The sequence below is a fragment of the Limnospira indica PCC 8005 genome, assembly GCF_000973065.1.
GTDB lineage: Bacteria > Cyanobacteriota > Cyanobacteriia > Cyanobacteriales > Microcoleaceae > Limnospira > Limnospira fusiformis.
This window is the reverse complement of record NZ_FO818640.1, coordinates 3,851,381-3,872,077: the sequence shown is the minus strand read 5'-3', so window position 1 is coordinate 3,872,077 and position 20,697 is coordinate 3,851,381. Positions and strand designations below refer to the sequence as shown.

Annotated in this window: 35 protein-coding genes and 4 pseudogenes; 17 read left to right on the top strand and 22 right to left on the bottom strand. The window is 46.9% G+C overall.

Annotation, left to right across the window (positions count from 1 at the left end; translation table 11 throughout):
- Positions 1–208 precede the first annotated feature (208 nt).
- From XZ46_RS16980 to XZ46_RS38380, 5 genes and pseudogenes are all read right to left on the bottom strand, one after another.
- Positions 209–409, bottom strand: a complete 201-nt coding sequence (locus XZ46_RS16980) for a hypothetical protein (RefSeq protein ID WP_006624686.1) — start codon at positions 407–409, stop codon at positions 209–211.
- Positions 410–509: 100 nt separating this feature from the next.
- Positions 510–614 (bottom strand): annotated as a pseudogene (locus XZ46_RS30005) (NACHT C-terminal alpha/beta 1 domain-containing protein); the annotation flags it as partial.
- A 22-nt stretch (positions 615–636) separates the two neighbouring features.
- Positions 637–1,053 carry a type II toxin-antitoxin system VapC family toxin gene (locus tag XZ46_RS16975; protein WP_008050006.1) on the bottom strand — a complete coding sequence of 139 codons (417 nt, stop codon included), beginning with the start codon at positions 1,051–1,053 and terminating at the stop codon, positions 637–639.
- Positions 1,050–1,301: a hypothetical protein gene (locus XZ46_RS16970; protein WP_008050004.1), complete on the bottom strand. Its 252-nt coding sequence runs from the start codon at positions 1,299–1,301 to the stop codon at positions 1,050–1,052. Before XZ46_RS16970 ends, XZ46_RS16975 begins: the two co-directional genes overlap by 4 nt.
- 58 nt (positions 1,302–1,359) lie before the next feature.
- Positions 1,360–1,674 carry an NACHT C-terminal alpha/beta 1 domain-containing protein gene (locus XZ46_RS38380; protein WP_438829476.1) on the bottom strand — a complete coding sequence of 105 codons (315 nt, stop codon included), beginning with the start codon at positions 1,672–1,674 and terminating at the stop codon, positions 1,360–1,362.
- 143 nt (positions 1,675–1,817) lie between these two features.
- On the opposite strand from XZ46_RS38380, the gene XZ46_RS16965 reads away from it, so the two are divergent.
- Together XZ46_RS16965 and XZ46_RS16960 are read left to right on the top strand one after the other, a co-directional pair.
- Entirely contained in the window at positions 1,818–2,027 is a 210-nt protein-coding gene (locus tag XZ46_RS16965; protein ID WP_006624691.1) for a hypothetical protein, read from the top strand.
- Between the two features lie 2 nt (positions 2,028–2,029).
- A complete protein-coding gene (locus XZ46_RS16960) occupies positions 2,030–2,296 on the top strand; it encodes a type II toxin-antitoxin system RelE/ParE family toxin (protein WP_006624692.1) in 267 nt (88 codons plus the stop codon).
- 69 nt (positions 2,297–2,365) lie between these two features.
- Here the strand turns inward: XZ46_RS16960 and XZ46_RS38375 are convergent.
- The 4 genes and pseudogenes from XZ46_RS38375 to XZ46_RS38370 form a co-directional block, all read right to left on the bottom strand.
- A pseudogene (locus XZ46_RS38375) lies at positions 2,366–2,470 on the bottom strand (NACHT C-terminal alpha/beta 1 domain-containing protein); the annotation flags it as partial.
- 98 nt (positions 2,471–2,568) lie between these two features.
- On the bottom strand, positions 2,569–2,991 hold the full coding sequence (locus XZ46_RS16955) for a type II toxin-antitoxin system VapC family toxin (RefSeq protein WP_008050002.1): 423 nt from the start codon (positions 2,989–2,991) through the stop codon (positions 2,569–2,571).
- The gene (locus tag XZ46_RS16950) at positions 2,988–3,233 is read right to left on the bottom strand and encodes a DUF2281 domain-containing protein (RefSeq protein ID WP_008050001.1); all 246 of its coding nucleotides are present in this window, start codon (positions 3,231–3,233) and stop codon (positions 2,988–2,990) included. Before XZ46_RS16950 ends, XZ46_RS16955 begins: the two co-directional genes overlap by 4 nt.
- Positions 3,234–3,422: 189 nt before the next feature.
- Positions 3,423–3,551, bottom strand: a complete 129-nt coding sequence (locus XZ46_RS38370; RefSeq protein WP_039933462.1) for an NACHT C-terminal alpha/beta 1 domain-containing protein — start codon at positions 3,549–3,551, stop codon at positions 3,423–3,425.
- Between XZ46_RS38370 and XZ46_RS32835 the strand changes: the two genes are divergently transcribed.
- Positions 3,514–3,690 carry a hypothetical protein gene (locus tag XZ46_RS32835; RefSeq protein WP_228116364.1) on the top strand — a complete coding sequence of 59 codons (177 nt, stop codon included), beginning with the start codon at positions 3,514–3,516 and terminating at the stop codon, positions 3,688–3,690. The genes XZ46_RS38370 and XZ46_RS32835 overlap by 38 nt on opposite strands.
- A gap of 50 nt (positions 3,691–3,740) precedes the next feature.
- Here XZ46_RS32835 and XZ46_RS16945 read toward each other — a convergent pair whose 3' ends face one another.
- Together XZ46_RS16945 and XZ46_RS16940 are read right to left on the bottom strand one after the other, a co-directional pair.
- On the bottom strand, positions 3,741–3,932 hold the full coding sequence (locus XZ46_RS16945) for a hypothetical protein (protein ID WP_006624702.1): 192 nt from the start codon (positions 3,930–3,932) through the stop codon (positions 3,741–3,743).
- A gap of 66 nt (positions 3,933–3,998) precedes the next feature.
- Positions 3,999–8,135 carry a HEAT repeat domain-containing protein gene (locus tag XZ46_RS16940; RefSeq protein ID WP_008050000.1) on the bottom strand — a complete coding sequence of 1,379 codons (4,137 nt, stop codon included), beginning with the start codon at positions 8,133–8,135 and terminating at the stop codon, positions 3,999–4,001.
- 170 nt (positions 8,136–8,305) lie between these two features.
- Between XZ46_RS16940 and XZ46_RS16935 the strand changes: the two genes are divergently transcribed.
- The 7 genes and pseudogenes from XZ46_RS16935 (at position 8,306) to XZ46_RS16910 (ending at position 15,029) form a co-directional block, all read left to right on the top strand.
- Positions 8,306–8,521: a hypothetical protein gene (locus XZ46_RS16935; protein WP_006624704.1), complete on the top strand. Its 216-nt coding sequence runs from the start codon at positions 8,306–8,308 to the stop codon at positions 8,519–8,521.
- A gap of 477 nt (positions 8,522–8,998) precedes the next feature.
- Positions 8,999–10,297, top strand: coding sequence for a CmpA/NrtA family ABC transporter substrate-binding protein (locus XZ46_RS16930; RefSeq protein ID WP_006616041.1), 1,299 nt, complete (start codon positions 8,999–9,001; stop codon positions 10,295–10,297).
- Between the two features lie 216 nt (positions 10,298–10,513).
- A pseudogene (locus XZ46_RS36870) lies at positions 10,514–10,906 on the top strand (zinc ribbon domain-containing protein); the annotation flags it as partial.
- A 3-nt stretch (positions 10,907–10,909) separates the two neighbouring features.
- Positions 10,910–11,785 carry a nitrate ABC transporter permease gene (gene ntrB / locus XZ46_RS16925; RefSeq protein ID WP_321176498.1) on the top strand — a complete coding sequence of 292 codons (876 nt, stop codon included), beginning with the start codon at positions 10,910–10,912 and terminating at the stop codon, positions 11,783–11,785.
- Between the two features lie 64 nt (positions 11,786–11,849).
- Complete coding sequence (locus XZ46_RS16920) at positions 11,850–13,862, top strand: ABC transporter ATP-binding/substrate-binding protein (RefSeq protein WP_006624708.1); 2,013 nt, start codon at positions 11,850–11,852, stop codon at positions 13,860–13,862.
- Between the two features lie 96 nt (positions 13,863–13,958).
- Positions 13,959–14,789, top strand: a complete 831-nt coding sequence (locus XZ46_RS16915) for a nitrate ABC transporter ATP-binding protein (protein ID WP_006624709.1) — start codon at positions 13,959–13,961, stop codon at positions 14,787–14,789.
- An 87-nt stretch (positions 14,790–14,876) separates the two neighbouring features.
- The gene (locus tag XZ46_RS16910; protein ID WP_228116363.1) at positions 14,877–15,029 is read left to right on the top strand and encodes a hypothetical protein; all 153 of its coding nucleotides are present in this window, start codon (positions 14,877–14,879) and stop codon (positions 15,027–15,029) included.
- On the opposite strand, the gene XZ46_RS34465 is transcribed toward XZ46_RS16910, so the two are convergent.
- On the bottom strand, positions 15,012–15,194 hold the full coding sequence (locus XZ46_RS34465) for a hypothetical protein (protein WP_155839148.1): 183 nt from the start codon (positions 15,192–15,194) through the stop codon (positions 15,012–15,014). The two genes, XZ46_RS16910 and XZ46_RS34465, sit on opposite strands and share 18 nt — an antisense overlap.
- Before the next feature lie 122 nt (positions 15,195–15,316).
- Between XZ46_RS34465 and XZ46_RS16905 the strand changes: the two genes are divergently transcribed.
- Positions 15,317–15,529, top strand: coding sequence for a type II toxin-antitoxin system VapB family antitoxin (locus XZ46_RS16905; protein ID WP_006624713.1), 213 nt, complete (start codon positions 15,317–15,319; stop codon positions 15,527–15,529).
- Positions 15,516–15,923, top strand: a complete 408-nt coding sequence (gene vapC / locus XZ46_RS16900) for a type II toxin-antitoxin system VapC family toxin (RefSeq protein ID WP_006624714.1) — start codon at positions 15,516–15,518, stop codon at positions 15,921–15,923. The genes XZ46_RS16905 and vapC overlap by 14 nt, the downstream gene beginning before the upstream one ends.
- 78 nt (positions 15,924–16,001) lie before the next feature.
- Here the strand turns inward: vapC and XZ46_RS38365 are convergent.
- From XZ46_RS38365 to XZ46_RS38360, 6 genes and pseudogenes are all read right to left on the bottom strand, one after another.
- A pseudogene (locus tag XZ46_RS38365) lies at positions 16,002–16,100 on the bottom strand (histidine kinase); the annotation flags it as partial.
- A gap of 44 nt (positions 16,101–16,144) precedes the next feature.
- Positions 16,145–16,357, bottom strand: a complete 213-nt coding sequence (locus tag XZ46_RS16895) for a hypothetical protein (protein ID WP_006624715.1) — start codon at positions 16,355–16,357, stop codon at positions 16,145–16,147.
- A 220-nt stretch (positions 16,358–16,577) separates the two neighbouring features.
- Positions 16,578–16,784, bottom strand: a complete 207-nt coding sequence (locus XZ46_RS16890) for a hypothetical protein (RefSeq protein ID WP_008049993.1) — start codon at positions 16,782–16,784, stop codon at positions 16,578–16,580.
- Positions 16,785–16,929: 145 nt separating this feature from the next.
- The gene (locus tag XZ46_RS16885) at positions 16,930–17,313 is read right to left on the bottom strand and encodes a type II toxin-antitoxin system VapC family toxin (protein ID WP_006624719.1); all 384 of its coding nucleotides are present in this window, start codon (positions 17,311–17,313) and stop codon (positions 16,930–16,932) included.
- Positions 17,306–17,542 (bottom strand): hypothetical protein, encoded by a 237-nt coding sequence (locus tag XZ46_RS16880; protein ID WP_006624720.1) that lies wholly within the window; start codon positions 17,540–17,542, stop codon positions 17,306–17,308. Before XZ46_RS16880 ends, XZ46_RS16885 begins: the two co-directional genes overlap by 8 nt.
- Before the next feature lie 79 nt (positions 17,543–17,621).
- Positions 17,622–17,750 (bottom strand): NACHT C-terminal alpha/beta 1 domain-containing protein, encoded by a 129-nt coding sequence (locus XZ46_RS38360; RefSeq protein ID WP_396442658.1) that lies wholly within the window; start codon positions 17,748–17,750, stop codon positions 17,622–17,624.
- Here XZ46_RS38360 and XZ46_RS32825 point away from each other — a divergent pair.
- The 3 genes from XZ46_RS32825 to XZ46_RS16870 all read left to right on the top strand — a co-directional run bounded on the left by XZ46_RS32825 (position 17,713) and on the right by XZ46_RS16870 (position 18,687).
- The gene (locus XZ46_RS32825) at positions 17,713–17,949 is read left to right on the top strand and encodes a hypothetical protein (protein ID WP_157234382.1); all 237 of its coding nucleotides are present in this window, start codon (positions 17,713–17,715) and stop codon (positions 17,947–17,949) included. The genes XZ46_RS38360 and XZ46_RS32825 overlap by 38 nt on opposite strands.
- 166 nt (positions 17,950–18,115) lie before the next feature.
- The gene (locus XZ46_RS16875) at positions 18,116–18,349 is read left to right on the top strand and encodes a DUF433 domain-containing protein (protein ID WP_006624722.1); all 234 of its coding nucleotides are present in this window, start codon (positions 18,116–18,118) and stop codon (positions 18,347–18,349) included.
- Positions 18,346–18,687, top strand: a complete 342-nt coding sequence (locus tag XZ46_RS16870; RefSeq protein ID WP_006624723.1) for a DUF5615 family PIN-like protein — start codon at positions 18,346–18,348, stop codon at positions 18,685–18,687. Before XZ46_RS16875 ends, XZ46_RS16870 begins: the two co-directional genes overlap by 4 nt.
- A gap of 130 nt (positions 18,688–18,817) precedes the next feature.
- Here the strand turns inward: XZ46_RS16870 and XZ46_RS16865 are convergent, their stop codons facing one another.
- The 3 genes from XZ46_RS16865 to XZ46_RS38355 all read right to left on the bottom strand — a co-directional run bounded on the left by XZ46_RS16865 (position 18,818) and on the right by XZ46_RS38355 (position 19,574).
- Positions 18,818–19,048, bottom strand: coding sequence for a hypothetical protein (locus tag XZ46_RS16865; protein WP_006624724.1), 231 nt, complete (start codon positions 19,046–19,048; stop codon positions 18,818–18,820).
- Positions 19,036–19,350 carry a hypothetical protein gene (locus tag XZ46_RS16860; RefSeq protein ID WP_006624725.1) on the bottom strand — a complete coding sequence of 105 codons (315 nt, stop codon included), beginning with the start codon at positions 19,348–19,350 and terminating at the stop codon, positions 19,036–19,038. The genes XZ46_RS16865 and XZ46_RS16860 overlap by 13 nt, the downstream gene beginning before the upstream one ends.
- 89 nt (positions 19,351–19,439) lie before the next feature.
- Positions 19,440–19,574 carry an NACHT C-terminal alpha/beta 1 domain-containing protein gene (locus tag XZ46_RS38355; protein WP_423241847.1) on the bottom strand — a complete coding sequence of 45 codons (135 nt, stop codon included), beginning with the start codon at positions 19,572–19,574 and terminating at the stop codon, positions 19,440–19,442.
- A 186-nt stretch (positions 19,575–19,760) separates the two neighbouring features.
- On the opposite strand from XZ46_RS38355, the gene XZ46_RS16855 reads away from it, so the two are divergent.
- Together XZ46_RS16855 and XZ46_RS16850 are read left to right on the top strand one after the other, a co-directional pair.
- Complete coding sequence (locus XZ46_RS16855) at positions 19,761–19,997, top strand: hypothetical protein (RefSeq protein WP_008049988.1); 237 nt, start codon at positions 19,761–19,763, stop codon at positions 19,995–19,997.
- A 2-nt stretch (positions 19,998–19,999) separates the two neighbouring features.
- Positions 20,000–20,407, top strand: a complete 408-nt coding sequence (locus XZ46_RS16850; RefSeq protein WP_008049987.1) for a type II toxin-antitoxin system VapC family toxin — start codon at positions 20,000–20,002, stop codon at positions 20,405–20,407.
- Between the two features lie 68 nt (positions 20,408–20,475).
- Here XZ46_RS16850 and XZ46_RS16845 read toward each other — a convergent pair whose 3' ends face one another.
- The gene (locus tag XZ46_RS16845) at positions 20,476–20,694 is read right to left on the bottom strand and encodes a hypothetical protein (RefSeq protein ID WP_008049985.1); all 219 of its coding nucleotides are present in this window, start codon (positions 20,692–20,694) and stop codon (positions 20,476–20,478) included.
- Between the last annotated feature and the right edge of the window lie 3 nt (positions 20,695–20,697).

The window sequence follows — 20,697 nt, the reverse complement described above, 5'->3', positions numbered from 1 at the left end:
CAACGTTAAGTTGGCAGGAGACTATCTCAAAGTACCGGGGAAAATTGGATTACTCTAACCGACCAATACCTTTTCCCCAGTTTTTTGAAATGGAGAGACGGATGAGACGGGTCAGATTTGAGTAAGTTGTAGCATTCATCGGCAGTTGTTTGTGCAGCTTCCGGTAAAGCATGGTAACATTGCCAAAATCGTCGAGTGGTATAGTGCATCAGAGTTCTCGGCAATGTCCAGATACAAACTCCGCGATCGCCTCTTGAGCGAGGGCTTCTAAACGACCCTCGGCAATATCCTGTTCTATCTGTTCATCCCACCGTTGATAATCCAAATCAAAGAACCATTGTTTTAGTTTTTCAAACTCATGGGATGGCAGGGAGAGAATTGCTTGTTCAATTTCTTTTAGGTTGGACACAGTTTTACCTCTGTCGTTGTTGTAGAAATTATAGCTGGGCTGGTAAGGCATCAGAGTAAACGAGATGCTCTAAAATCGAGAGTTATAGAAACCAATATTCTCAAATCTCCCCTAACCAGGTTTCGATCGCAGATATCAGATTCGGTTGATTGGGGGGAAAGCCTTTTAAGGGCGCTTCTAGGGGTTCGGAGGTGAGGAAGGCGATTTTACCATGTCGTGCTTTGCTATTAAGATCTGAAAAGATTCTCAAAATAATTGTTATTATTCCATTGATAAATACTAAAATCCTTAACATCTAATGATAAAATTCGTCCAGTTTTATATTCTTCTGCCAACAAAACCAGGGATGCGTCAGCTAAATCCATGGGAACATCGCGATATTTATTCATCAAATATTTGAGTCTAGTAATCTGGTTAGGCTTAATTTCAAAAACTTGGAATAATCCCTCAGATATGGCACTAATAAACGTAACCGAAGCTTGGACTCCGCGACGAGTTTGTAGAAAGTAGCAGGTTTCGGTGACAACACACCATGTGGTAATCAGCGGTTCATGATATTGACTAAACGTTTGTTTAGCGGCTTCATGGTAGTTATCATTTTTGTTGGCTAAGGCAACCCAAAACCCGGTATCAACAATAATCATTGTTCAGTATTAATTTCTTGCATTAATATTGATTCGCAGTTTTCGGCTAGGTCAGGTTCGGCTTCAATACAACCAACAAAGCCAATTTTACTAAAGTTCTCTATATGACTGGTAGAAGTCGTCAAGATTTTTCGATAATAATAATCAAGAGCAGCTCCTAAAACTTCATCGGAATTTTGTTGAGTTTTTTGTTGAATAAAAGCCAATTTTTGTACTTGTTCGTCAGTTAATTGAGTGGCAATTTTCATTATGTCTCCCTTTTCGTTTATCACCTTATGGAAATTTTAACCTAAAAAACGGTAACTTTCAAATCTCCCCTAACCAAGTTTCGATCGCCGATATCAGATTCGGTTGATTGGGGGGAAAGCCTTTTAACGGCGCTTCTAGGGGTTCTGAGGTGAGAAATCGTACTCTCCTACCGAGACGCTTCGCGATCGCTTTTAGGGTGGGTTGGGTCGGGGTGGAAATTCGCCGCCAAAGAGGATGGCTCCGTGGGGGAGGAGGTGGGGCGCGTTTTAGGGTTTTGAGGTGGCGGCGCAGTTCTGCGGGGGTGGCGGGTTCCGGGGGGTCTTCGTCGGGACAGGTGATTTCCCAAATCAGTTCGCTGACGGTGAGGGCGATTTCCCGTTCGCGGGTTTCGTTGGCGAGGATGTCGGCGTTGAGGCAATTCTAGGGGTTCGTCCGTGAGGAAGGCTGGGGTGTCGGTTGGTTTATGGCAAAATAGAATATCATTCAAAGTAAGTCAGTACCGTGAGGCTTAGTCAATGATGAGATTTAATGATGTAGTTGAAGCAATAAAAGGTCTTTCTATCGATGAAAAACAAGAAATTTCAATGTTGTTACAGCAATATCTTCGTGAAGAATCTCGTGACAATATTTATAAGAATTTCCAAGTAGCCCAGCAGGAAGAAAAACAAGGAAATCTTAAGTTCTCCAACCAGATTGATAAATTGAAGAAGATGATTGAAGAATAATTATGGAAGTTAGTTTTAGCTCTGCTTTTAAACGGGCTTTTAAAAAGAAAATTAAAGGCAATCAGGATTTAGAAACAAGGTTTTGGCAAAAGTTAGACTTGTTTATCCTCGATCCATTTGACCCTACTTTAAAGACGCACAAACTATCGGGTAAGTTGAAAGATTTATGGAGTTTCAGTGTGGGTTATGATGAGAGAGTGTTATTCTATTTTACAGAGGATGAAAAAGCTGTATTTGTTGATATGGGCAGCCATGATGAGGTGTATTAAGTAGCCAGAAACTGGGTTTCTATCCCAATCTCTGATTTGTAGGTGAAACTGTCGCAGAAAACCGGTTTCTCAAATCTCCTCTAACCAGGTTTCGATCGCAGATATCAGATTCGGTTGATTGGGGGGAAAGCCTTTTAACGGCGCTTCTAGGGGTTCGGAGGTGAGCAAGGCAATGTCTCCTTATATCGTTCCAGGTTGTTGGGCAACTACTGAAGGATATTGCTAATCCGATTAGAATCATTTTTCAGGAATTGAGGTCATGAGCGATCGCCTTAATTATCCAGTGGCATAATAATCGGAATCGTTTGGTTTCTGTGTTTTCGATAGATGGTAAAATCACTATCTAGGGTAATAATTTGGCTATCTTCATACATTTCACTCATCCTCACTAAACAGGCATCGGCTAACGACATGGGGACTGAAACATAGCGTTGCATGAGGCTCTCTATCGCTTCTATTTCTTGGATTAAGGTGAAGGGTATAACCAGATGTCCTTGTTTGATTAATTTTAAGATAGTTGCTTGTCCTTGATGAATTCTTCGGGCCAGAAAACAGGCTTCTGTGATGACGGATTCATTGGTGATGACGGGGGCGGTAATTTTGGATAATTGGTTAACAGCCCAAGAATGAAATTTATCCTTGGGCAACAGAAAAGCAATTAAAACTCCCGTGTCTACAATGATTTTTGGACTCATTCTTCACCTAATCCTTCTAAATATTGAGGATTGTGGGACAAATCCTCTAAGTCACTATCGAGACAGCCCATAAATTCTTTTGCTGCTTCTGCGAATGAAACTTCAGGGGTTTCTATGGTTTGGGGCGCTGTTTTCTGGTGGCTAGATTGATATTCTAAGAATTCGATGAATTCAAGTAACTTTTGCCATTGTTCAGGGGGCAATTTTTGAATTTTTTGGATGGCTATTTCTAGGGTAAGCATGGTTCGTTATGATTTGCAGTTTTCAGCTAGGTCAGGTTCGAGTTCAATAGTGAGTTGAGTGGCAATTTCTCTTGTTTCCTCTTTTTGTCTATGAAAGGATATTTTAACCTAAAATTTCAGAAACCGGGTTTCTAGCAAAATATCGGGTTTGTAGCAGAAACTCTCGCAGAAACCCGGTTTCTTGGGTGATCAAATCTCCCCTAACCAGGTTTCGATCGCAGATATCAGATTCCGTTGATTGGGCGGAAAGCCTTTTAATGGCGCTTCTAGGGGTTCTGAGGTGAGAAATCGTACTCTCCTACGGAGACGCTTCGCGATCGCTTCTGGGTTGGGTTGGGTCGGGGTGGAAATTCGCTACCGAAGAGAATGGCACGGTGGGGGAGGAGGTGGGGCGCGTTTGAGGGTTTTGAGGTGGCAGCGCATTTCAAGCGGGGTGGCGGGTCCGGGGGTAGCCTAACCTTGGCGGTGTAACCTCAATCCACAAGCCAGACTTCTCCCCGGTTAGGACTACTCATAATCTGCCTCTTGCTCATCTAAGGCTAAAAACAGTTCTTCTGCATTGAGGACTAAATCCTCATCGGTCAAAGGGGGAACGTCAAAATTGATAACGCGCTTGAGTATTTCTGCTGCGATCGCCTGTTGTTCTGTAGTCGGCAAATCATCAAAGTTTTTGAGAATTTCTTGAGCTAGGGTATTCATAACAGTTCAGTCCGCTTCGTTACCCAAAATCAGGTTTTAAGGTCAATTCCAATTTTATCCTAAGTTTCAGGGAGAACCCCTATGTACACTCTCCCCTAACCAGGTTTCGATCGCAGATATCAGATTCGGTTGATTGGGGGGAAAGCCTTTTAACGGCGCTTCTAGGGGGTCGTCGGTGAGAAATGCGATCGCAATTACCCCCGTCAGTTTTTGGCAAAAGGCGATGAGTGCTGGGGTGGGTTGGGTCGGGGTGGAAACCGTTTCGCTACCGAAGAGAATGGCACGGTGGGGTTCGAGGTTACGGCGTTGTAGGGTTTTGAGGTGGCGGCGCAGTTCTGCGGGGGTGGCGGGTTCGGGGGGGTCTTCGTCGGGACAGGTGATTTCCCAAATCAGTTCGCTGAGGGTGAGGGCGATTTCCCGTTCGCGGGTTTCGTCCGCGAGGAGGTCGGCGTTAAGGCAATACAGGGGCAGGTGTTGCAGGGATTCCCAGGTGAGGGGAGAGGCGAAAGAGGGTTCGCCGCTATGGGGGGTTTGTTCGGTGACTTCGGGATGGGGGGTGGTGGGGGGATTGTGCCATGCTTGATAAAATTCGGGATAGGGGAGATTTTCGGCACAATTCCAGATGAGTTTATAACATTCGTTGAATCGGTCAAAGTTGCTTTGGTAAACTTCATCGCTGAGGTTGTGTTTTAAGGCGGAGACAACTCCTGCATATTGTTGCGGTGTGGCGAGGATTTTTCGCAGACTTTCAGCCGCTTCCCTCCGGGTATCTTCATCCTCAGTGGTGGCGATCAGATTGAGCAAGGCTGCGATCGCATCGGGATTTCCTTGTCCAATTTTTGCTAAACTCTCTGCTGCATTACTACGAGTATAGTAATCTTGTGGGGTTTCGAGAGTATGGACTAATGCCATGATTGCTTCTGAATTTCCCTCTGCAATTTCACCCAAACTCTTCGCTGCTTTTCTACGGTCATCTTCATTTTTAGTAGTTTTGAGAATGTGAATTAACATAGCGATATCTTCTAGGCTGTCATATTCGGCTTTCCCCAAACTCTTTGCTGCACTTCTACGAGTATAGTAATCCTGTGTGCTTATAAGAATGTGAACTAACGTTTTGATCGCCTCTGAATTTCCTTGTGCAATTTTCCCTAAACTCTCTGTTGCAGTTCGACGAAGACTTCCATCTGAATTTGTGTAGAGAATATGGATTAATGTTCTGATTGCCTCTGAATTTCCTTGTGCAATTTTACCCAAACTTTTCACCGCATTTTCACGGAGAGTTTCATCTTCATGTGTTTTGACAATGTGAATTAACGCTGTAATTGCCTCTAAATTTCCTTGTGCAATTTCACCCAACCCAATGGGAGCCAGATGAGTAGATAATATATCTGGAGGGGTTTTGATAACTTGGAGTAATGCTGCTATCACGATCGGATTTCCCGCATTGACTTGCTTACCCAAACCGCTTACTATATTCCAACGAGTATCGTCACTTTCAGTAGTTGTGAGAATACGAACCAAATCTGCAATTACACTTCCTTGACCAATTTGCAGCAAACTATTCACTGCTGCTATAGGAGAAAATTCATCGTTTGTAGTTTCGAGATACCGGACTAACGCTTCAACTGCTCTACGATTTCCTTGTCCAATTTTCCCCAAACTCTCAGCTACTTTTCCATGAAATCCTTCAGAATCAATAGTTTCCAGCAGTTGGATTAAGACCTCGGTTGCTCTAGCATTACCCAGATCGATTTCCCCTAAATTCTCCGCTGCCCTCCTACAGGTTTCATGATCTGGACAATGTTCAAGAATAGCAATCAGTTCTGAAATAGCTTGTCGTCGAATCGTCTCTGAAATACTCTCTCTCGCTACTTCTCCAATCGGTTCTAAAAAAATTCGCCATTCCTGTTTTTCAATATTGAAATAACCAAACCCCCACTTTACTACCTGCCTAACAACCTCAGTCACTAGGGAACAAACCTTAAATTCATTAATCGCAGCAGCAGCTATAAAATAGGCTTGATATTCATAAAAATCTCTACTATGATGTTTCAATTCTGCAAATCCATCATCAAACTCAACCAACGCCCGAATAAACCCCTCCTTCTCCTCATCCTTAACATCCTCACGCCCCAACCACAACAAAATCACCTGCTTCCACTGCTTCTCAAAAATCCGATACCGCTTCCCCTCCACCGGACAATCTACATGATTCCGAGGCAGAAAATAATCCCAATCCTCCACCGCCAACGCCGCCAAATACTCCTGAAACGTCGCATGATAAAACCCATACACCTTCTCACGGGGATTTTCCTCTGCCACCCCCACCTCATTCAACCAACCTAACTTTAACGCCAGAGGAAACAACGACCCCTTTGCCTTCGGTTTCCCCAAATGCTCACACACCAACCGATGAGTTAACCGAAATCGACTCGTTTCCGCCTCTAGGGATGCCTTCGCCAACTCTCCCAAAGCCGCATTTAACTGTTCCTTTTCCTCCTCCGTCACCGGAAAAGCCGTTTCCTTCCAGCCATAGACCGACTCCACAAAACCCGCATACAAGTCCGCCATCGTTTCCGGTAGCGCATCCTCCACCTTCCAAGTCGCACATAACAAGGTTAACCGCAGGGGATTGCGGCATAAATCCTTAATCCGTTCCTTCCCCGACTCTTGCAATTCTGACCACAACGATTCCGCTAACTGGACATCCTCACCCTCCGCCACCAACCCCCGAAACCAGCGCCGGATAAACTCCTGCATTTGTTCATCCTGAAACGGTTGGGTGAGATAGGTTTGAAACCCCTGTAACTGGCTGGGGTTCGCTTGCCACAAATTCAAGCGACAGGTGACAATCATCCGCGCATCCGTCACCCAACCTCGGAAATTTAACCCCTGTAGGTCCGTCTGGCTCATCTCATCCAAGCCATCCAACAGTAACCAGACTGCACCCCCCTCAAATTTATTCCCCCAGTCGGCTTTAATTTCCTCTCTGGACTGCCTCAATGCCTCGGTGAGCCATTTTTGCTCTAAATACTCTCCCAGGGGTTGACTGCCCAATTCTGCCAAGGATACCCAAACCACTAAATCATCGGTTTCTTGTAATAACCAAAAGGCTAATTTCTGGAGTAACGTGGTTTTTCCCGCCCCCGGTTCCCCAATAATCGCCAGACGTTTCTCCGTGCGTTGACTAATCACTTCTTCGAGAAACTCTCGGTAAGCAAACCGTTTCTCCACTTCCTCCCGATTGTACAAGTCCGAACCTTTTTCCGGGTCAATCTCTTGGGGGTGTTTTGGGTTCTCACTCCGTTTCGGTTTCACTAGGGCTAAATCGACAAATAAATCCTCATCAATTAAATTGCGATCGCCATAAACCTGACCGATAACCGTATTACTGCTTAACGGTTTCCGGTCCAGTAACATCCGACGGCAAATATCTTGCCATTCATCGATCGCATATTCCACCGGGAACCCAGCAATCTCTTGTCCAATCAGGCGTTTAAGTTGCTCATACCCGGTTTGGGAACTCTCCACAATCAGGATAATACTGCCTTGCTCAACTTTGGTAATCGAGAGGGTTTTATCCTTGAGGAGGTTTTGCAGGGTTTGGGTGATTTCCGTGAGTTGCTGTTGCGCTTTTTGATAGTCGCCTTTGAGTCCTAAAATGCAGCGGTTGAGCGTCGCCGTGAGTTGGGGCGGATGGTTAGGTTCAGGCAGTTCCCCAAAGGACTCTTTCCATTTATCTCGAATAACCTGTAGGTTCTCTTCTCTCTTGGTTTGATGTTTGAGACAGAGCGAAAACTTCCAATATCCTTGATTTTTGGCTGATTCATGCTCCTTCAGAATCCCCAAATCTCGAAGGCAAGCCAAGGCATTTTGAATCAGTTCATCCCTCGCCGCTTCCAAAATCGGTTTCTGGCGATAGGTTTCTAATAAAATCCCTAACTCCTTCTTAGTAATCCCCTTTTCTATCCGCTTAATCTGTCCATTGCGCTGTTTTTGCTCAAGGATGCCAGACACCCTCAACTCGTCCTCTTTCACCCACTCCAGTTCAAACTGTGCCTTGAGTGAGTCTGGGGGAATCGTGATCTCCTTATCATCCCAAGCCAGCAACGCCGCCACGAAGTCCAGACGGTCTTGCAAGTCCTCCGCGCTTTCTCCATACTTGCGGCTTTTTTTGAAAGGCTGACCCGATTTTCCCACCATGACGACCCTCGATAGAAAACTGGTGCTGGTTTGGGGAAACTTGCCCAAACGGGAGAGTTGCCCAAACCAGGTAAAGCCATTGTAGCAAGGATTTCCGGATTTTACCTGTGGGTTTGCTTGGGCAGTAGCCCAAAAAAACACTGACCTCAGAGACACAAATGAGGTCAGTCATGGCTAATCTACAAGACAAATTCAAACAACGCGCCGCCTTAGAAGACGCATATAGTAATTTCGTGGAACCCTATGTTAATGAGGTGATGGAAATTCAGCTTAATTCCTCCTTAGAGACTCCTCCGGCTCCGGTGATGTCGGCTTGTTTGGGCTGTGTATCGGGATGGTTGCTGCTGACGTTCGTTTATTGTCTGTGGATGCGCCGACGGCCATGAATGTAGCGACGACCTTCCCCACCACTTTCGTTAAATCCTGATTGGGCTATCGGTCGCTGGGGAGACGAACGCACCCGCAACTTCCAGCATAGCCACTCTGGCGCAGAATGGCGGGAAGAAGGTCTAACCACCTCTGGGTTAGCACTTCAGCCACAGAGGACACAGAGGAGGAGAGGGGGAAGAGGTGGGGGCGACCCCTTGTGGTTGTCCTGCCGGGTCGCCCTAGCCTTGGGGTCATCATATCAATGGCTACTTTTTTTCTGCTATTTCATGGGTCCTTTTCACTCAGATGCAAGTTACGCATGACCGAAATGCGTAAAATAAAAAACAATCTAAAAATTGTAGTTGCCGATACATAAACCCCTGGTGATTTTTCTTAGATTGTGGACACAACATCAAACCGACCCTATGTTATCTCTAAGCACTCATCCCCTGTGATTAGAACCTAAAAACTCACTGTTGATTCTTAACTAAACAATGCCCCGATTTAACCGTCGCCAATTCCTGATTACAGCTGGTGCAGCAACGGCTGGCAGCTTATTACTCCATAGCTGCGGACCGATTAATGACCAAACCCAATTTGAGGTAGAAATTGACCCAGAAAATGCCCCGGAAACTCCAACAGCACGACTCGGCTTTATTGCCTTAACCGACGCGGCTCCCCTAATTATTGGACGGGAAAAAGGCTTTTTTGCTAAGTATGGCATGACGGATGTCTCCGTTGAAAAACAAGCATCCTGGGGAACCACCCGTGACAATTTAGTTCTGGGTTCTCGGGGCGGTGGTATTGATGGGGCACATATTCTCACACCAATGCCTTATCTGATTTCAGAGGGGATTGTCACCGATGGTCGGCGAGTCCCGATGTACATTTTGGCGCGTCTGAATTTGAATGGTCAGGGGATTTGCCTCTCCAATGACTATCGCGATTTAGAAATTGGAGTCGATAGTACCCCCCTCAAGGAACGGTTCGCTGAACGACGGGCTGCGGGTGAAGACTTACGGGCCGCCATGACCTTTCCCGGAGGAACCCATGACTGCTGGATTCGCTACTGGCTGGCGGCGGGAGGGATTGACCCAGACCAGGAGATTTCGACGATTGTCGTCCCCCCACCCCAGATGGTGGCTAATATGCGGGTTGGCAATATGGATACCTTCTGTGTTGGGGAACCCTGGCCCCTGCAATTGGTGAACCAAGATATTGGCTATAACGCCTTAACCACTGGGGAACTCTGGCAAGACCATCCTGAGAAAGCCCTAGGAATGCGGGCAGATTGGGTTGACGAACATCCCAAAGCCGCCCGGGCGTTGTTGATGGGAACCCTAGAAGCCCAAATCTGGTGTAGTGAACCGGAGAATGTGGAGGAGATGTGTCAGATTCTCTCCCGCCGGGCTTGGTTCAATGTGCCGTTTGATGACATTATCGACCGGTCTCGGGGTATTTATGATTTCGGCATCGGTGAGGTGAGGGAAATGCCAGATTTGATGCAGAAATACTGGCGGGATAATGCGTCCTATCCCTTCAAAAGTCATGAGCTCTGGTTCCTCACTGAAAATATCCGTTGGGGGTATCTGCCCCCGGATGCGGATATTAAAGGCATGGTGGACCGAGTAAATCGGGAAGACCTCTGGCGAGAAGCGGCTGAAGCCATCGGCCAGGGAGACATGATTCCCGAAAGCACCTCTCGAGGTCCCGAAACCTTCTTTGATGGCAAGGTCTTTGACCCAGAAGACCCCCAAGATTATCTCAAGAGTTTAGAGATTACCCGAATTTAAGACTGATGCCGAAACACATCCTACCCCTATTGCCTGTTAAGAGTTAAGAGCATGATTTAATCTCAAATTAGGTTAACATTTTAGGGCAATACGGTATAATACCAAGTATGGTGCGAGACCTTCGGGTATGAAATAGAGCTGAAATGGGCGTGGGGACTACCCGGTGAGGACTTCAACCCCTTGGTTGATTGGGTCGCATCCCTGACCATCCCATAACACAGCCTGATTTTTTGGCCTACCTTCGAGACTTCCGATATGGCCAGTCAGGTGAAGCGTCTAATCAGGTCTAAGACTGCCCGCGCCCTGCTGACATGGGCGCATTATCGATTCAAACTAACCCTGAGACATCAAGGGGAAATAACTGGAACCACAGTTGTAGATGTGACGGAAGAATACACCAGCAAAACCTGTACTCACTGTGGTCATGTGCATTCCCAGCTAGGTGGCTCAAAAGTGTTCCGATGTCCTGAGTGTGGGTTCACTCTACCCAGGGACTGGAACGGTGCTTTGGGAATCTTTCTAAAAGCTTTGCGGGATACCGCCTCTGTTACCTTAACGGGTAATAGTGCTATCGTCGCATTGTCAGGCAATAGCCGGATAAATGTCGCGTCAATGTATCAGTTCCCTGTCCCCTTCTCTCCTCATGAACCTATGACTTCTCCTACTTATCGCCGACGCCATAAATTTCAATTTTCCCCACAACGGTGGCTTAAAGCCGTTCTTAACAAGGGGAAAAAGCTGATTCCATCTGCGGTTGCTATTCTGATTTTCCTGGTTGTTTGGGAGGTGTTCACCGCTGTTTCCGATTCGACGTTGCCCGGTCCTATCCGCACAGTGTCAGAAACTTGGGAATTGATTATCGACCCGTTTTTTGACCACGGCGGCATTGATAAGGGGCTATTCTGGCAAATTTTGACGAGTTTGCAACGGGTGGCCTTGGGGTTCTCCCTCGCTGTGGTGGTGGGAGTCTCGTTAGGAGTTCTGATTGGTACGAACACTCTAATGTACCGTGCCTTAGACCCGATTTTTCAAATCTTGAGAACGATTCCCCCCTTGGCTTGGCTACCGATTTCCTTGGCAGGCTTTGAGCGAGCAAACCCTTCGGCTATTTTTGTGATTTTTATTACAGCAATTTGGCCGATTATTATCAATACAACTGAGGGAGTGCGGCAAATTCCTCAGGATTATAATAATGTGTCACGGGTGCTACGACTTGACCGCAAGACCTATTTCTTTAAAATCCTCTTCCCGGCAACGGTTCCCTATATTTTTACGGGACTCAAGATTGGGATTGGTCTGTCTTGGCTGGCAATTATCGCCGCCGAAATGTTGATTGGTGGTGTGGGTATTGGTTTCTTTATCTGGGATGCCTGGAACAGTTCTCGCATGAGTGACATTATCCTAGCGGTGATTTATGTCGGGGTCGTCGGCCTACTGCTGGATAAGTTTATTACCTTCTTGGCCAGTTTGGTGGTGTCTGAAGACTAAGCTCAATAATTAATTAGCTGTCTTCTGTTCTGATTTCGTTGTCCCCTACTCCTGCTTAAAGCCCATGTCTATTTTTGCTGAAGTTGACCATATTGAACGAGTCTTTAATCTCCCTAATGGAGGCACTTATGTTGCCTTGAGTAACATTGAACTCAAGATTCGTAAAGGTGAATTTATCTCCTTGGTGGGTCATTCGGGCTGTGGTAAATCAACCCTCTTAAACCTAATTGCCGGACTCGATAAACCTACCCGAGGGGGCATCATCCTAGAAGGTCGCCAGGTGACAGAGCCGGGACCCGATCGCATGGTGGTATTCCAAAACTATTCTCTGCTGCCCTGGCTAACGGTGCGAGAAAACATCGCCTTGGCGGTCGAATCCGTTATGGGCGATCGCCCCCGAGGAGAACAACGCGGTATCATTGAACATCACATTGACCTAGTGGGCTTACGTCATGCGGCCCATAAACGCCCCGCCCACCTCTCCGGGGGCATGAAACAGCGGGTTGCCATTGCCCGGTCGCTGGCTATCCGCCCCAAACTCCTCCTCCTGGACGAACCTTTTGGAGCCCTAGATGCCCTGACCCGAGGGGGACTGCAAGAACAACTGATGCGTATCTGCGAGGAAAGCCAAGTCACCTGTATCATGGTCACCCATGACGTGGACGAAGCCCTCCTCCTGAGCGATCGCATCGTCCTCCTCACCAACGGCCCCGCCTCATACATCGGGCAAATTCTCGATGTCCCCATCCCCAGGCCCCGCACCCATGTCTCGGTGGTCAAAGATCCCAACTACTACGGACTCCGCAACGAGATCGTCTATTTCCTCAACCAACAGCGACGGGCTAAGAAACGCCAAAGCCAACCCCAACCCATCGAAGTTCACGAAAACGGCTTAGAAAAAGTCAACCTCAACCTAGGCTTCATCCCCCTCACCGACTGCGCCCCCCTCGTGGTGGCTAAAGAACGGGGATTCTTCGCCAAACATGGCTTGACCCAAGTCACCCTCAGTCGCGAACTCAGTTGGAACGCGATCGAATCGGGCATTCGAGAGCAACGCCTCGACGCAGCCCAAATGGTTGCCGGAATGCCCCTCGGAATGACCATAGGCCGGGATAACCATACCCCCCTGCCCGTCATTACCGCCATGACCCTCTCTCGCAACGGCAACGCCATCACCTTCCATCGTCACTTCTACGAGGAAGGGGTGCGAACTCTCGCCGATCTCAAAGGCTTTATCGCCGCCCACCCCGACCGACGACTCACCCTGGGAGCCGTGCATCCCACCTCCATGCACAACCTCATCCTACGTTACTGGCTCGCCTCCGCTGACATCGACCCCGATCGCGACCTGGATATCGTCATCATTCCCCCCGCACAAATGGTCGCCAACCTCAAAGCCGGCAACATCGACGGCTACTGTGTCGGCGAACCCTGGAACTCCCGCGCCGTCCATGAAGGCATCGGTTTCGTCATGGCCACCGACCCGGAAATCTGGTCTGGCCATTGCGAAAAAGTCCTCGGAGTCCGGGAAGACTGGGCGCAAACTCACCCCAAAACCCATCTAGCCCTCATCCAAGCCCTCTTAGAAGCCTGCGACTACTGCGACGATATGCGTCATCGGGAAGAGGTTTTAGACCTCATCTGTCGTCCCGAATATGTCGGGTCCGACCCCATCTACACCCGTCCCGGCTTCATTGATGCCTACAACAAAGGCATCGGCGACCCCCAACCTATCCCCCGCTACAACCAGTTCTTCTGCGACAAAACCAACTGTCCCGATCGCACCGAAGCCCTGTGGATTCTCACCCAAATGGCCCGTTGGGGCATTACCCCCTTCCCCCGCAACTGGATTGAAGTCATTGATCGCGTCCGCCGTCTCGATATGTTCTCCCAAGCCGCCCAAGGCTTAAACATGATGGACATTGGCCGCGATCGCTATCCCATCATCCTCTTCGACGGGGCTATTTTCAACCCAGACGATCCCATCCATTACCTAGAACAACTACAAATCAAAACCAACCTAACCATCACAGAAATCGATCTCAACCCAGCCCCCCGAGAACTATCGGCCGCCTAACCCCAAAGAACCCACCCCTAAGCCATCCCTAGAGGACAACCGATCCCCCATTCCTCTTTCACCCCTGCTACCTACTGTCTATTTCCTTCTTACCCAATGCAAACTGTAACCAACTCCACCTCCCACACCTACACCACCAATGACTCTTATCTGGTCATTGATGGCCTTAGCAAAACCTATGCCACCCCAGAGGGGCCCTATCGAGTTCTCGACAACATCCAACTCACCGTCCGGGAAGGAGAATTCTTATGTCTGATTGGGCACTCCGGCTGTGGTAAATCGACCCTCCTGGATATGGTTTCCGGCTTCCGTCAACCCAGCGAAGGAGAAGTTCGCTTAGAAGGACGACGAATTAAAGAACCCGGGCCTGATCGCATGGTGGTCTTCCAAAACTATGCCCTCCTGCCCTGGCTAACCGCCTACGAGAATATCTTCCTGGCTGTCAACTCCGTCTTTCCCAAGCTCAAACAACGGGACAAAGTGGCGATCGTGCGAGAACATCTGGAACTGGTGGGCTTAACTGAGGCCGCCGACAAGAAGCCCAAAGAACTCTCCGGGGGAATGAAACAACGGGTATCCATCGCCAGAGCCTTAGCCCTTCGCCCCAAAGTTCTCATTCTCGATGAACCTTTCGGCGCTCTCGATCCCATCACCCGGGAAGAACTGCAAGAAGAACTGCTACAAATCTGGGCCGATCACAAAGTCACCGTACTCATGATTACCCATGATATCGACGAAGCCCTCTTCCTGGGCGATCGCCTGGTCATGATGACGAACGGCCCGGCTGCCCGCATTGGTGAAATCCTCGACTTACCCTTCCCTCGGCCGCGCGATCGCACCCGACTCATGGAACAGCCAGAATACTACGAGCTACGCAACGAAGCCCTAGACTTCCTCTATCGTCGTTACGCCCACGACGACACCTAAAGCCCAGAAGAATCCTTTACGCCTCTGGATGAAATGGTCACCACCCCCGTTTCTGAGGCACTTCTTGGCGGCTGGGGAATAATACGTTTGCGTCAGATTGTAACAGTTTCAGATATTCAAATCTCCCCTAACCAAGTTTCGATTCTCCCAGGTCAACGCCTAAGCGATCGCCTATATCAATCAGATTCCCTTGATTCGGCGGAAAGCCTTTTAACGGCGCTTTTAGGGGTTCTGAGGTGAGAAATCGTACTCTCCTAGGTCAACGCCGAAGCGATTCTCCTGCCCAGACGCTTCGCGATCGCTTTTGGGGTCGGTTTTGTCGGGGTGAAAATTCGCCGCCAAAGAGGATGGCACTGTGGGGGAGGAGGTGGGGCGCGTTTTAGGGTTTTGAGGTGGCGATCGCATTTCCGGCGGGGTCTTCCTCGGGACAAGTGATTTCCCAAATCAGGGGGACATTGAGTCAGAAAAATGTTAATATAAGTAAATCGGCACGACAATAAATCTGAACATAAAATCAACCACTAGCGATGAAAAAGTCCATCGAACTCAATGAAGAATTGGTGAAAGAAGCATTGCGCTTAACCAATATTCAGACAGAACAAGAATTAATTAACTTGGCTTTATCCGAGTTAGTCAAAAACCGCAAAAAACGAAATTTACTCGATTTGAGCGGACAGATTCAATTCTCAACAGATTACGACTATAAAGCCTTACGGTTAAACCGGAATGTTTTTGATTGATACATCAGTTTGGATTGCTGTTTTGCGAGACAAGACGGGTACGGTTGGTCAATCTTTATCAGAAATTATTAAGGAGCAACCCATTTTTTTGAGCCGATTTACTCAAATGGAACTGTTGCAAGGTTGCCGAGATGAACGGGAGTGGAGGTTATTAGAAACCTATCTGCAAGACCAAGACTATATCGAACCCACTCCTAATACTTGGGTGGCGGCTGCCCGAATTTATTACGATTTACAACGACAGGGATTAACGGTTAGAAGTAGTATTGATTGTTGTATTGCTCAACTGGCGATCGCACATCAGTTGATCTTAATTCATAATGACAGGGATTTTGAGACAATTGCAACGGCAACCAGCCTTAATAGTTTACGCTTTCGACCTGACAATAATTAATTATCAACTCTCCTCTAACCCTATTCTAACCTAAAAAATGCCAATCCTCAAATCTCCCCTAACCAGGTTTCGATTCTCCTAGGTCAACGCCGAAGCGATCGCCGATATCAGATTCCCTTGATTCGGCGGAAAGCCTTTTAACGGCGCTTCTAGGGGTTCGTCGGTGAGAAATCGTACTCTCCTAGGTCAACGCCGAAGCGATCACTTCTGGGGTGGGTTGATTAACGGTGACTCGGAGCGATCGCCTCAATTTGAGAACACCAAGAAAAGTCCTTGATGTTAAAAGTGTAGATTGTGGTAACATCATGGGCTAACATAATCCCAATGTGCAGTAAATCAAAAACACCTCCATTGCTTACAGGTCTTTCTGCCAATAAACCGATCCAACGTTCAAACAAATCCACCGGAGTTGAAAGTAGACAGATATGGGGCATCTGACAAATCCGGTTAATGCGGATAATTGCTTCCGTTGGCTGTAAAGGCGTGGCTAAAATAGCGGGATTAGTAATATAGGAGTAAAATTCCGCTCAAACCTGCGATGAGACACACAAAATTTCCCTTTCGGTGGGTCTAAATATTTCTAAAGCGGCTTGATGTTGAGGGGCTTTGGTATTAGCAACATAAGCGAGGATGTTCGTATCCAGATAAATTCGTTTAGCTTCCCCTGCCATAAAGCATCGTCCGATTAAAGGGCTGGAGAATTTCGCTGGCAAAAAACAAAGAATTCAAGTCTGATTCTGAGAGATTTTCTCGGGTTGATTGTTTCTGCTGTTGATTAATAGTTTTAAAAGTTTCTATCATCTTGTGAATTTGCTCGATTTGTTCTGGGGTGAGTCCGGTGATATCAAGAGTTTGAGTCATTTTTGAGTTGGGGGCTAGGGGTTGTTGACATTTTAGCTAATTTTGGCGCTAAGGGTCAAAAACCGGGTTTCTTGAATCATCAAACCTCCTCTAACCCGGTTTCAATGGCGGATATCAGATGAGGTTGATTGGGGGGAAACCCTTTTTACCGAATCACTCGAATTTCGAGGTTAAGATTTAACTGACTCCATTGGCGGTCTGCGGTAATCACGGGTTGATTGAGAACAAGACCCAGGGCTAGACAAGCGCGATCGCCTAGGGATAAGCCTAGAGGTTTAGTCATGGGTCGTAGCATACCCGCAATTTGAGCTTGCGGTTCATCAAAGGGAACAATTTTTAAGTTCAAGTCGGACAAAATTTGCAAAATCTCGGTTTCTGAGATGCCAATTTCGGCCAATTTAGCAATAACTTCCGATAAATTAATGGTGCTAATCGTTGCATTTTCAATCAAGTCTGTTATTTGTTCACTCCCGCTTTCTTGATTGAGAAATGCTAATATAGCAGAGGCATCCATGATGACATTACTCATGGATAGACTCGTGACGGCGTTCTTGAATCAGTTCCTCTGTTAGGTTGCGATTTTTCGCATATTTTTTGACTATTTTTTGAGCCTGGGTGAGGGGGCTGGTGGAGTCAGTTATTAGTGGGCGATCGCCTTGTTTCTGCTGTTGATTAATAGTTTTAAAAGTTTCTATCATCTTGTGAATTTGCTCGATTTGTTCTGGGGTGAGTCCGGTGATATCAAGAGTTTGAGTCATTTTTGAGTTGGGGGCTAGGGGTTGTTGACATTTTAGCTAATTTTGGTGCTAAGGGTCAGAAACCGGGTTTCTTGGCTGCTTAAATCTCCTCTAACCAGGTTTCGATCGCAGATATCAGATTCCGTTGATTGGGGGGAAAGCCTTTTAACGGCGCTTCTAGGGGTTCTGAGGTGAGAAATGCGATTCTCCTACGGAGACGCTTCGCGATCGCAATTACCCCCGTCAGTTTTTGGCAAAAGGCGATCGCTTCTGGCGTGGGTTTCGTCCGGGTGGAAATTCGCCGCCGAAGAGGATGGCACGGTGGGGGAGGAGGTGGGGCGCGTTTTAGGCTTTTGAGGTGGCGATCGCATTTCGGCGGGGTCTTCCTCGGGATAAGTGATTTCCCAAATCAGTTGGCGATCGGGTGAGGGCGATTTCCCCTTCGCGGGTTTGGTTAGCGAGGATGTCAGCGTTGAGGCAATACAGGGGTAGGTGTTGCAGGGATTCCCCGGTGAGCGCTTATTCGGAGAAAGAATTGAGGAGCGCGATCGGCTATAATTTATGAGGTGTAATCACACATTCAGCCTTAAAAATATGACTTCAACTCCTGAATTAATGAGCCGAATTACGCAAAATCCCGGTCAATGTGGGGGTCGTCCCTGTATTCGCGGGATGCGAATTAGAGTCACCGATATTTTAGAAATGTTAGCGGAAAATGTGAGCATTTCTGAAGTTTTAGAAGATTTTCCCGATTTAGAACTAGCAGATATTCAAGCCTGTCTGCTGTTTGCGGCAAGACGTACTGATTTTCCCAGACTCACCGCATGAAAATTTGGGTCGATGCTCAACTTCCGCCTACGTTGGCAAGTTGGCTGACAGAAACCTTTGGTTTAGAAGCGAGTGCATTGCGGGATTTAGGCTGGCGGGATGCTCAAGATATCGAGATTTTTGCAGCAGCACGGTCTGAAAATGTGGTGATTGTCACGAAAGACAGTGATTTTATTGATTTGGTCTGTCGTTTAGGATCGCCTCCTCAAATTTTATGGCTAACTTGTGGCAATGTCACGAACCGTAATTTGCGAAAATTGTTAATGGCAACTTTACCGAATGCGTTGGAGCAATTGCAGCAAGGAGAAATGATTGTGGAAATTACGAATACGCCTTAATTTCCTCTAACCAACTTTCAATGGCGGATATCAGATTCCGTTGATTGGGGGAAAACTTTTTAACGGCGCTTCTAGGGGGTACTGGGGGAGGAAGGTAATTTTCGCTTAGATTTGAGTGCAGTGGATTTTTTCAGGTTTTAATAAGGTTTTGTTGGCCGAGTTCTAGGGAGATGCCACTAATGCGATCGTCTCCAGGGCGATAGGATAACACTTCGATGCCAATAGGTTCATTGGTATCTCCATCTTTGAAAAGGATAATATCGTTCCCAAGTTCCGTAGCAATTTGGTTAGGGCGGGGAGATTGCCAAAAAATGGTTAAGAGTTCGGTTTCGGGTTCGTAAAAGACTTTTATTTGGGCCATAATTTTTCTCCTGTTTTGATTGCATCAGTTTGGTAAGCTGTAATCAAGTAACCCTCTCCATTTAAACGCCGCGCAACGGCAACCAGCCACCTTTTGGCTTTGAGGGTGCGATAAAATAGCAAGACATCAATATCGCGCTGACTTTGGTAAATGGCATCGGGTTGATTAAGGGTTTGCTGAATTTCAGTTTCATAATGGGTAATATCGGGATGCTTGATAAGCAGTGTTTGCCAGTAGCTTTCGGTGGTGCGGACGGTGAACCCTAGGGGAGTAGAAACAATAAATTTAACAATTGATTCCATGTTTTAGCTGAAGGCTAGGGTTTGCTGATATTTTAGCGAATTTGAGAACTTGGGGTGAGGGTTCAGAAACCGGGTTTCTTGGTGGCTGCTTAAATCTCCCCTAACCAGGTTTCGATCGCAGATATCAGATTCCGTTGATTGGGGGGAAAGCCTTTTAACGGCGCTTCTAGGGGGTCGTCGGCGAGAAATCGTACTCTCCTACCCAGACGCTTCCGGAACGCAATTACCCCCGTCAGTTTTTGGCAAAAGGCGATCGCTTTTAGGGTGGGTTGGGTCGGGGTGGAAATTCGCCGCCAAAGAGGATGGCTCCGTGGGGGAGGAGGTGGGGCGCGTTTTAGGGTTTTGAGGTGGCGATCGCAAGTCAGGCTATATTACAATTAATCAGAGCCTAAAATCAGGAATCAAGCCAAATGACTACCCAAAAATTATTAGAAAAATGGCAGCGTTTAGACCCTGAACAACAGCAACAAGTTCTCGCTTTTATTGACTCTATTCATCAAACGCCCCAACCGACTAAACCCAGTTCCCCGCTTGGAGCAAAGTTAAGAAAAATCCGCCAAGAAATTATAGAATCGGGCATCCCCTTGTTAACGCCAGAAGAAATAGAACAAGAAAAAGCCGAACGCCGTGGAGGCTATGTGGACTAATAATGATCCGAACTTTTGTTGATGCTGGAGTGTTAATTTATGCGGCTCGCGCTGAAAATGAAATGGCTGAACTTTCTTTACAAATCTTAGAAGATGACCAGCGAGAATTTGCTTCTAGTATTTTTTTGAAATTAGAGGTTTTACCCAAAGCGATTCATCATCAACAAAGTAGCGAGATAAAGTTTTATGAAACTTTTTTTGATGCCGTCATTTACTGGGCAAACGATATCAACACTATCATTGAACAAGCCTATCGAGAATCTAGTCAATTTGGACTAGGGGCTATGGATGCTTTACATATTGCAGCAGCAGTCTCGGTTGGAGCAACGGAATTCATAACCAATGAAAAACCTCAAAAGTCAATTCATCGAACTCGAAGTATTAAGGTGATTTCTATTTATCAATTATAGTGTTAATTCATCAACTTGACAACGATATCGCCAAATATTTTAATCAATAAATAGGGTTTTATCACTCATCACTTTCTGTCGTGAATTTCATCTCGGGTTGGTTTGACCCACCCTTGAACCGGAATGGGGTTTTCTGCCAATTGATCCATTAATCTGGTTTGGGGCTTTGCTTCTGAAACCACAATCACTCTAACGTCCCTTCCTTCTTGAATACTTTGTTGATATTCCGGCGGAATTTCTATCATGCCTTGTTTGATTTTCGCTTTAAATTCAAAAGAATTAACCATTTT

Excerpts from the sequence above, each read along its gene's own strand:
- XZ46_RS16940 (WP_008050000.1), bottom strand. The coding sequence starts at position 8,135 with ATGGTGGGAAAATCGGGTCAGCCTTTCAAAAAAAGCCGCAAGTATGGA.
- XZ46_RS16860 (WP_006624725.1), bottom strand. The coding sequence starts at position 19,350 with ATGGAATCAATTGTTAAATTTATTGTTTCTACTCCCCTAGGGTTCACC.
- XZ46_RS16960 (WP_006624692.1), top strand. The coding sequence starts at position 2,030 with ATGGAAGTTAGTTTTAGCTCTGCTTTTAAACGGGCTTTTAAAAAGAAA.
- XZ46_RS16875 (WP_006624722.1), top strand. The coding sequence starts at position 18,116 with ATGACTTCAACTCCTGAATTAATGAGCCGAATTACGCAAAATCCCGGT.
- XZ46_RS16935 (WP_006624704.1), top strand. The coding sequence starts at position 8,306 with ATGGCTAATCTACAAGACAAATTCAAACAACGCGCCGCCTTAGAAGAC.
- XZ46_RS16890 (WP_008049993.1), bottom strand. The coding sequence starts at position 16,784 with ATGACTCAAACTCTTGATATCACCGGACTCACCCCAGAACAAATCGAG.
- XZ46_RS16950 (WP_008050001.1), bottom strand. The coding sequence starts at position 3,233 with ATGCTTACCCTAGAAATAGCCATCCAAAAAATTCAAAAATTGCCCCCT.
- XZ46_RS16970 (WP_008050004.1), bottom strand. The coding sequence starts at position 1,301 with ATGAAAATTGCCACTCAATTAACTGACGAACAAGTACAAAAATTGGCT.
- XZ46_RS16885 (WP_006624719.1), bottom strand. The coding sequence starts at position 17,313 with ATGAGTAATGTCATCATGGATGCCTCTGCTATATTAGCATTTCTCAAT.
- XZ46_RS16955 (WP_008050002.1), bottom strand. The coding sequence starts at position 2,991 with ATGAGTCCAAAAATCATTGTAGACACGGGAGTTTTAATTGCTTTTCTG.
- XZ46_RS16865 (WP_006624724.1), bottom strand. The coding sequence starts at position 19,048 with ATGGCCCAAATAAAAGTCTTTTACGAACCCGAAACCGAACTCTTAACC.
- XZ46_RS34465 (WP_155839148.1), bottom strand. The coding sequence starts at position 15,194 with ATGCGATCGCCACCTCAAAACCCTAAAACGCGCCCCACCTCCTCCCCC.
- XZ46_RS16855 (WP_008049988.1), top strand. The coding sequence starts at position 19,761 with ATGACTACCCAAAAATTATTAGAAAAATGGCAGCGTTTAGACCCTGAA.
- XZ46_RS16915 (WP_006624709.1), top strand. The coding sequence starts at position 13,959 with ATGCAAACTGTAACCAACTCCACCTCCCACACCTACACCACCAATGAC.
- XZ46_RS16930 (WP_006616041.1), top strand. The coding sequence starts at position 8,999 with ATGCCCCGATTTAACCGTCGCCAATTCCTGATTACAGCTGGTGCAGCA.
- XZ46_RS16870 (WP_006624723.1), top strand. The coding sequence starts at position 18,346 with ATGAAAATTTGGGTCGATGCTCAACTTCCGCCTACGTTGGCAAGTTGG.
- XZ46_RS16920 (WP_006624708.1), top strand. The coding sequence starts at position 11,850 with ATGTCTATTTTTGCTGAAGTTGACCATATTGAACGAGTCTTTAATCTC.
- XZ46_RS16975 (WP_008050006.1), bottom strand. The coding sequence starts at position 1,053 with ATGATTATTGTTGATACCGGGTTTTGGGTTGCCTTAGCCAACAAAAAT.
- XZ46_RS16895 (WP_006624715.1), bottom strand. The coding sequence starts at position 16,357 with ATGCCCCATATCTGTCTACTTTCAACTCCGGTGGATTTGTTTGAACGT.
- XZ46_RS16945 (WP_006624702.1), bottom strand. The coding sequence starts at position 3,932 with ATGAATACCCTAGCTCAAGAAATTCTCAAAAACTTTGATGATTTGCCG.
- XZ46_RS16905 (WP_006624713.1), top strand. The coding sequence starts at position 15,317 with ATGAAAAAGTCCATCGAACTCAATGAAGAATTGGTGAAAGAAGCATTG.
- XZ46_RS16845 (WP_008049985.1), bottom strand. The coding sequence starts at position 20,694 with ATGGTTAATTCTTTTGAATTTAAAGCGAAAATCAAACAAGGCATGATA.
- vapC (WP_006624714.1), top strand. The coding sequence starts at position 15,516 with ATGTTTTTGATTGATACATCAGTTTGGATTGCTGTTTTGCGAGACAAG.
- XZ46_RS16965 (WP_006624691.1), top strand. The coding sequence starts at position 1,818 with ATGATGAGATTTAATGATGTAGTTGAAGCAATAAAAGGTCTTTCTATC.
- ntrB (WP_321176498.1), top strand. The coding sequence starts at position 10,910 with ATGTATCAGTTCCCTGTCCCCTTCTCTCCTCATGAACCTATGACTTCT.
- XZ46_RS16850 (WP_008049987.1), top strand. The coding sequence starts at position 20,000 with ATGATCCGAACTTTTGTTGATGCTGGAGTGTTAATTTATGCGGCTCGC.
- XZ46_RS16880 (WP_006624720.1), bottom strand. The coding sequence starts at position 17,542 with ATGACTCAAACTCTTGATATCACCGGACTCACCCCAGAACAAATCGAG.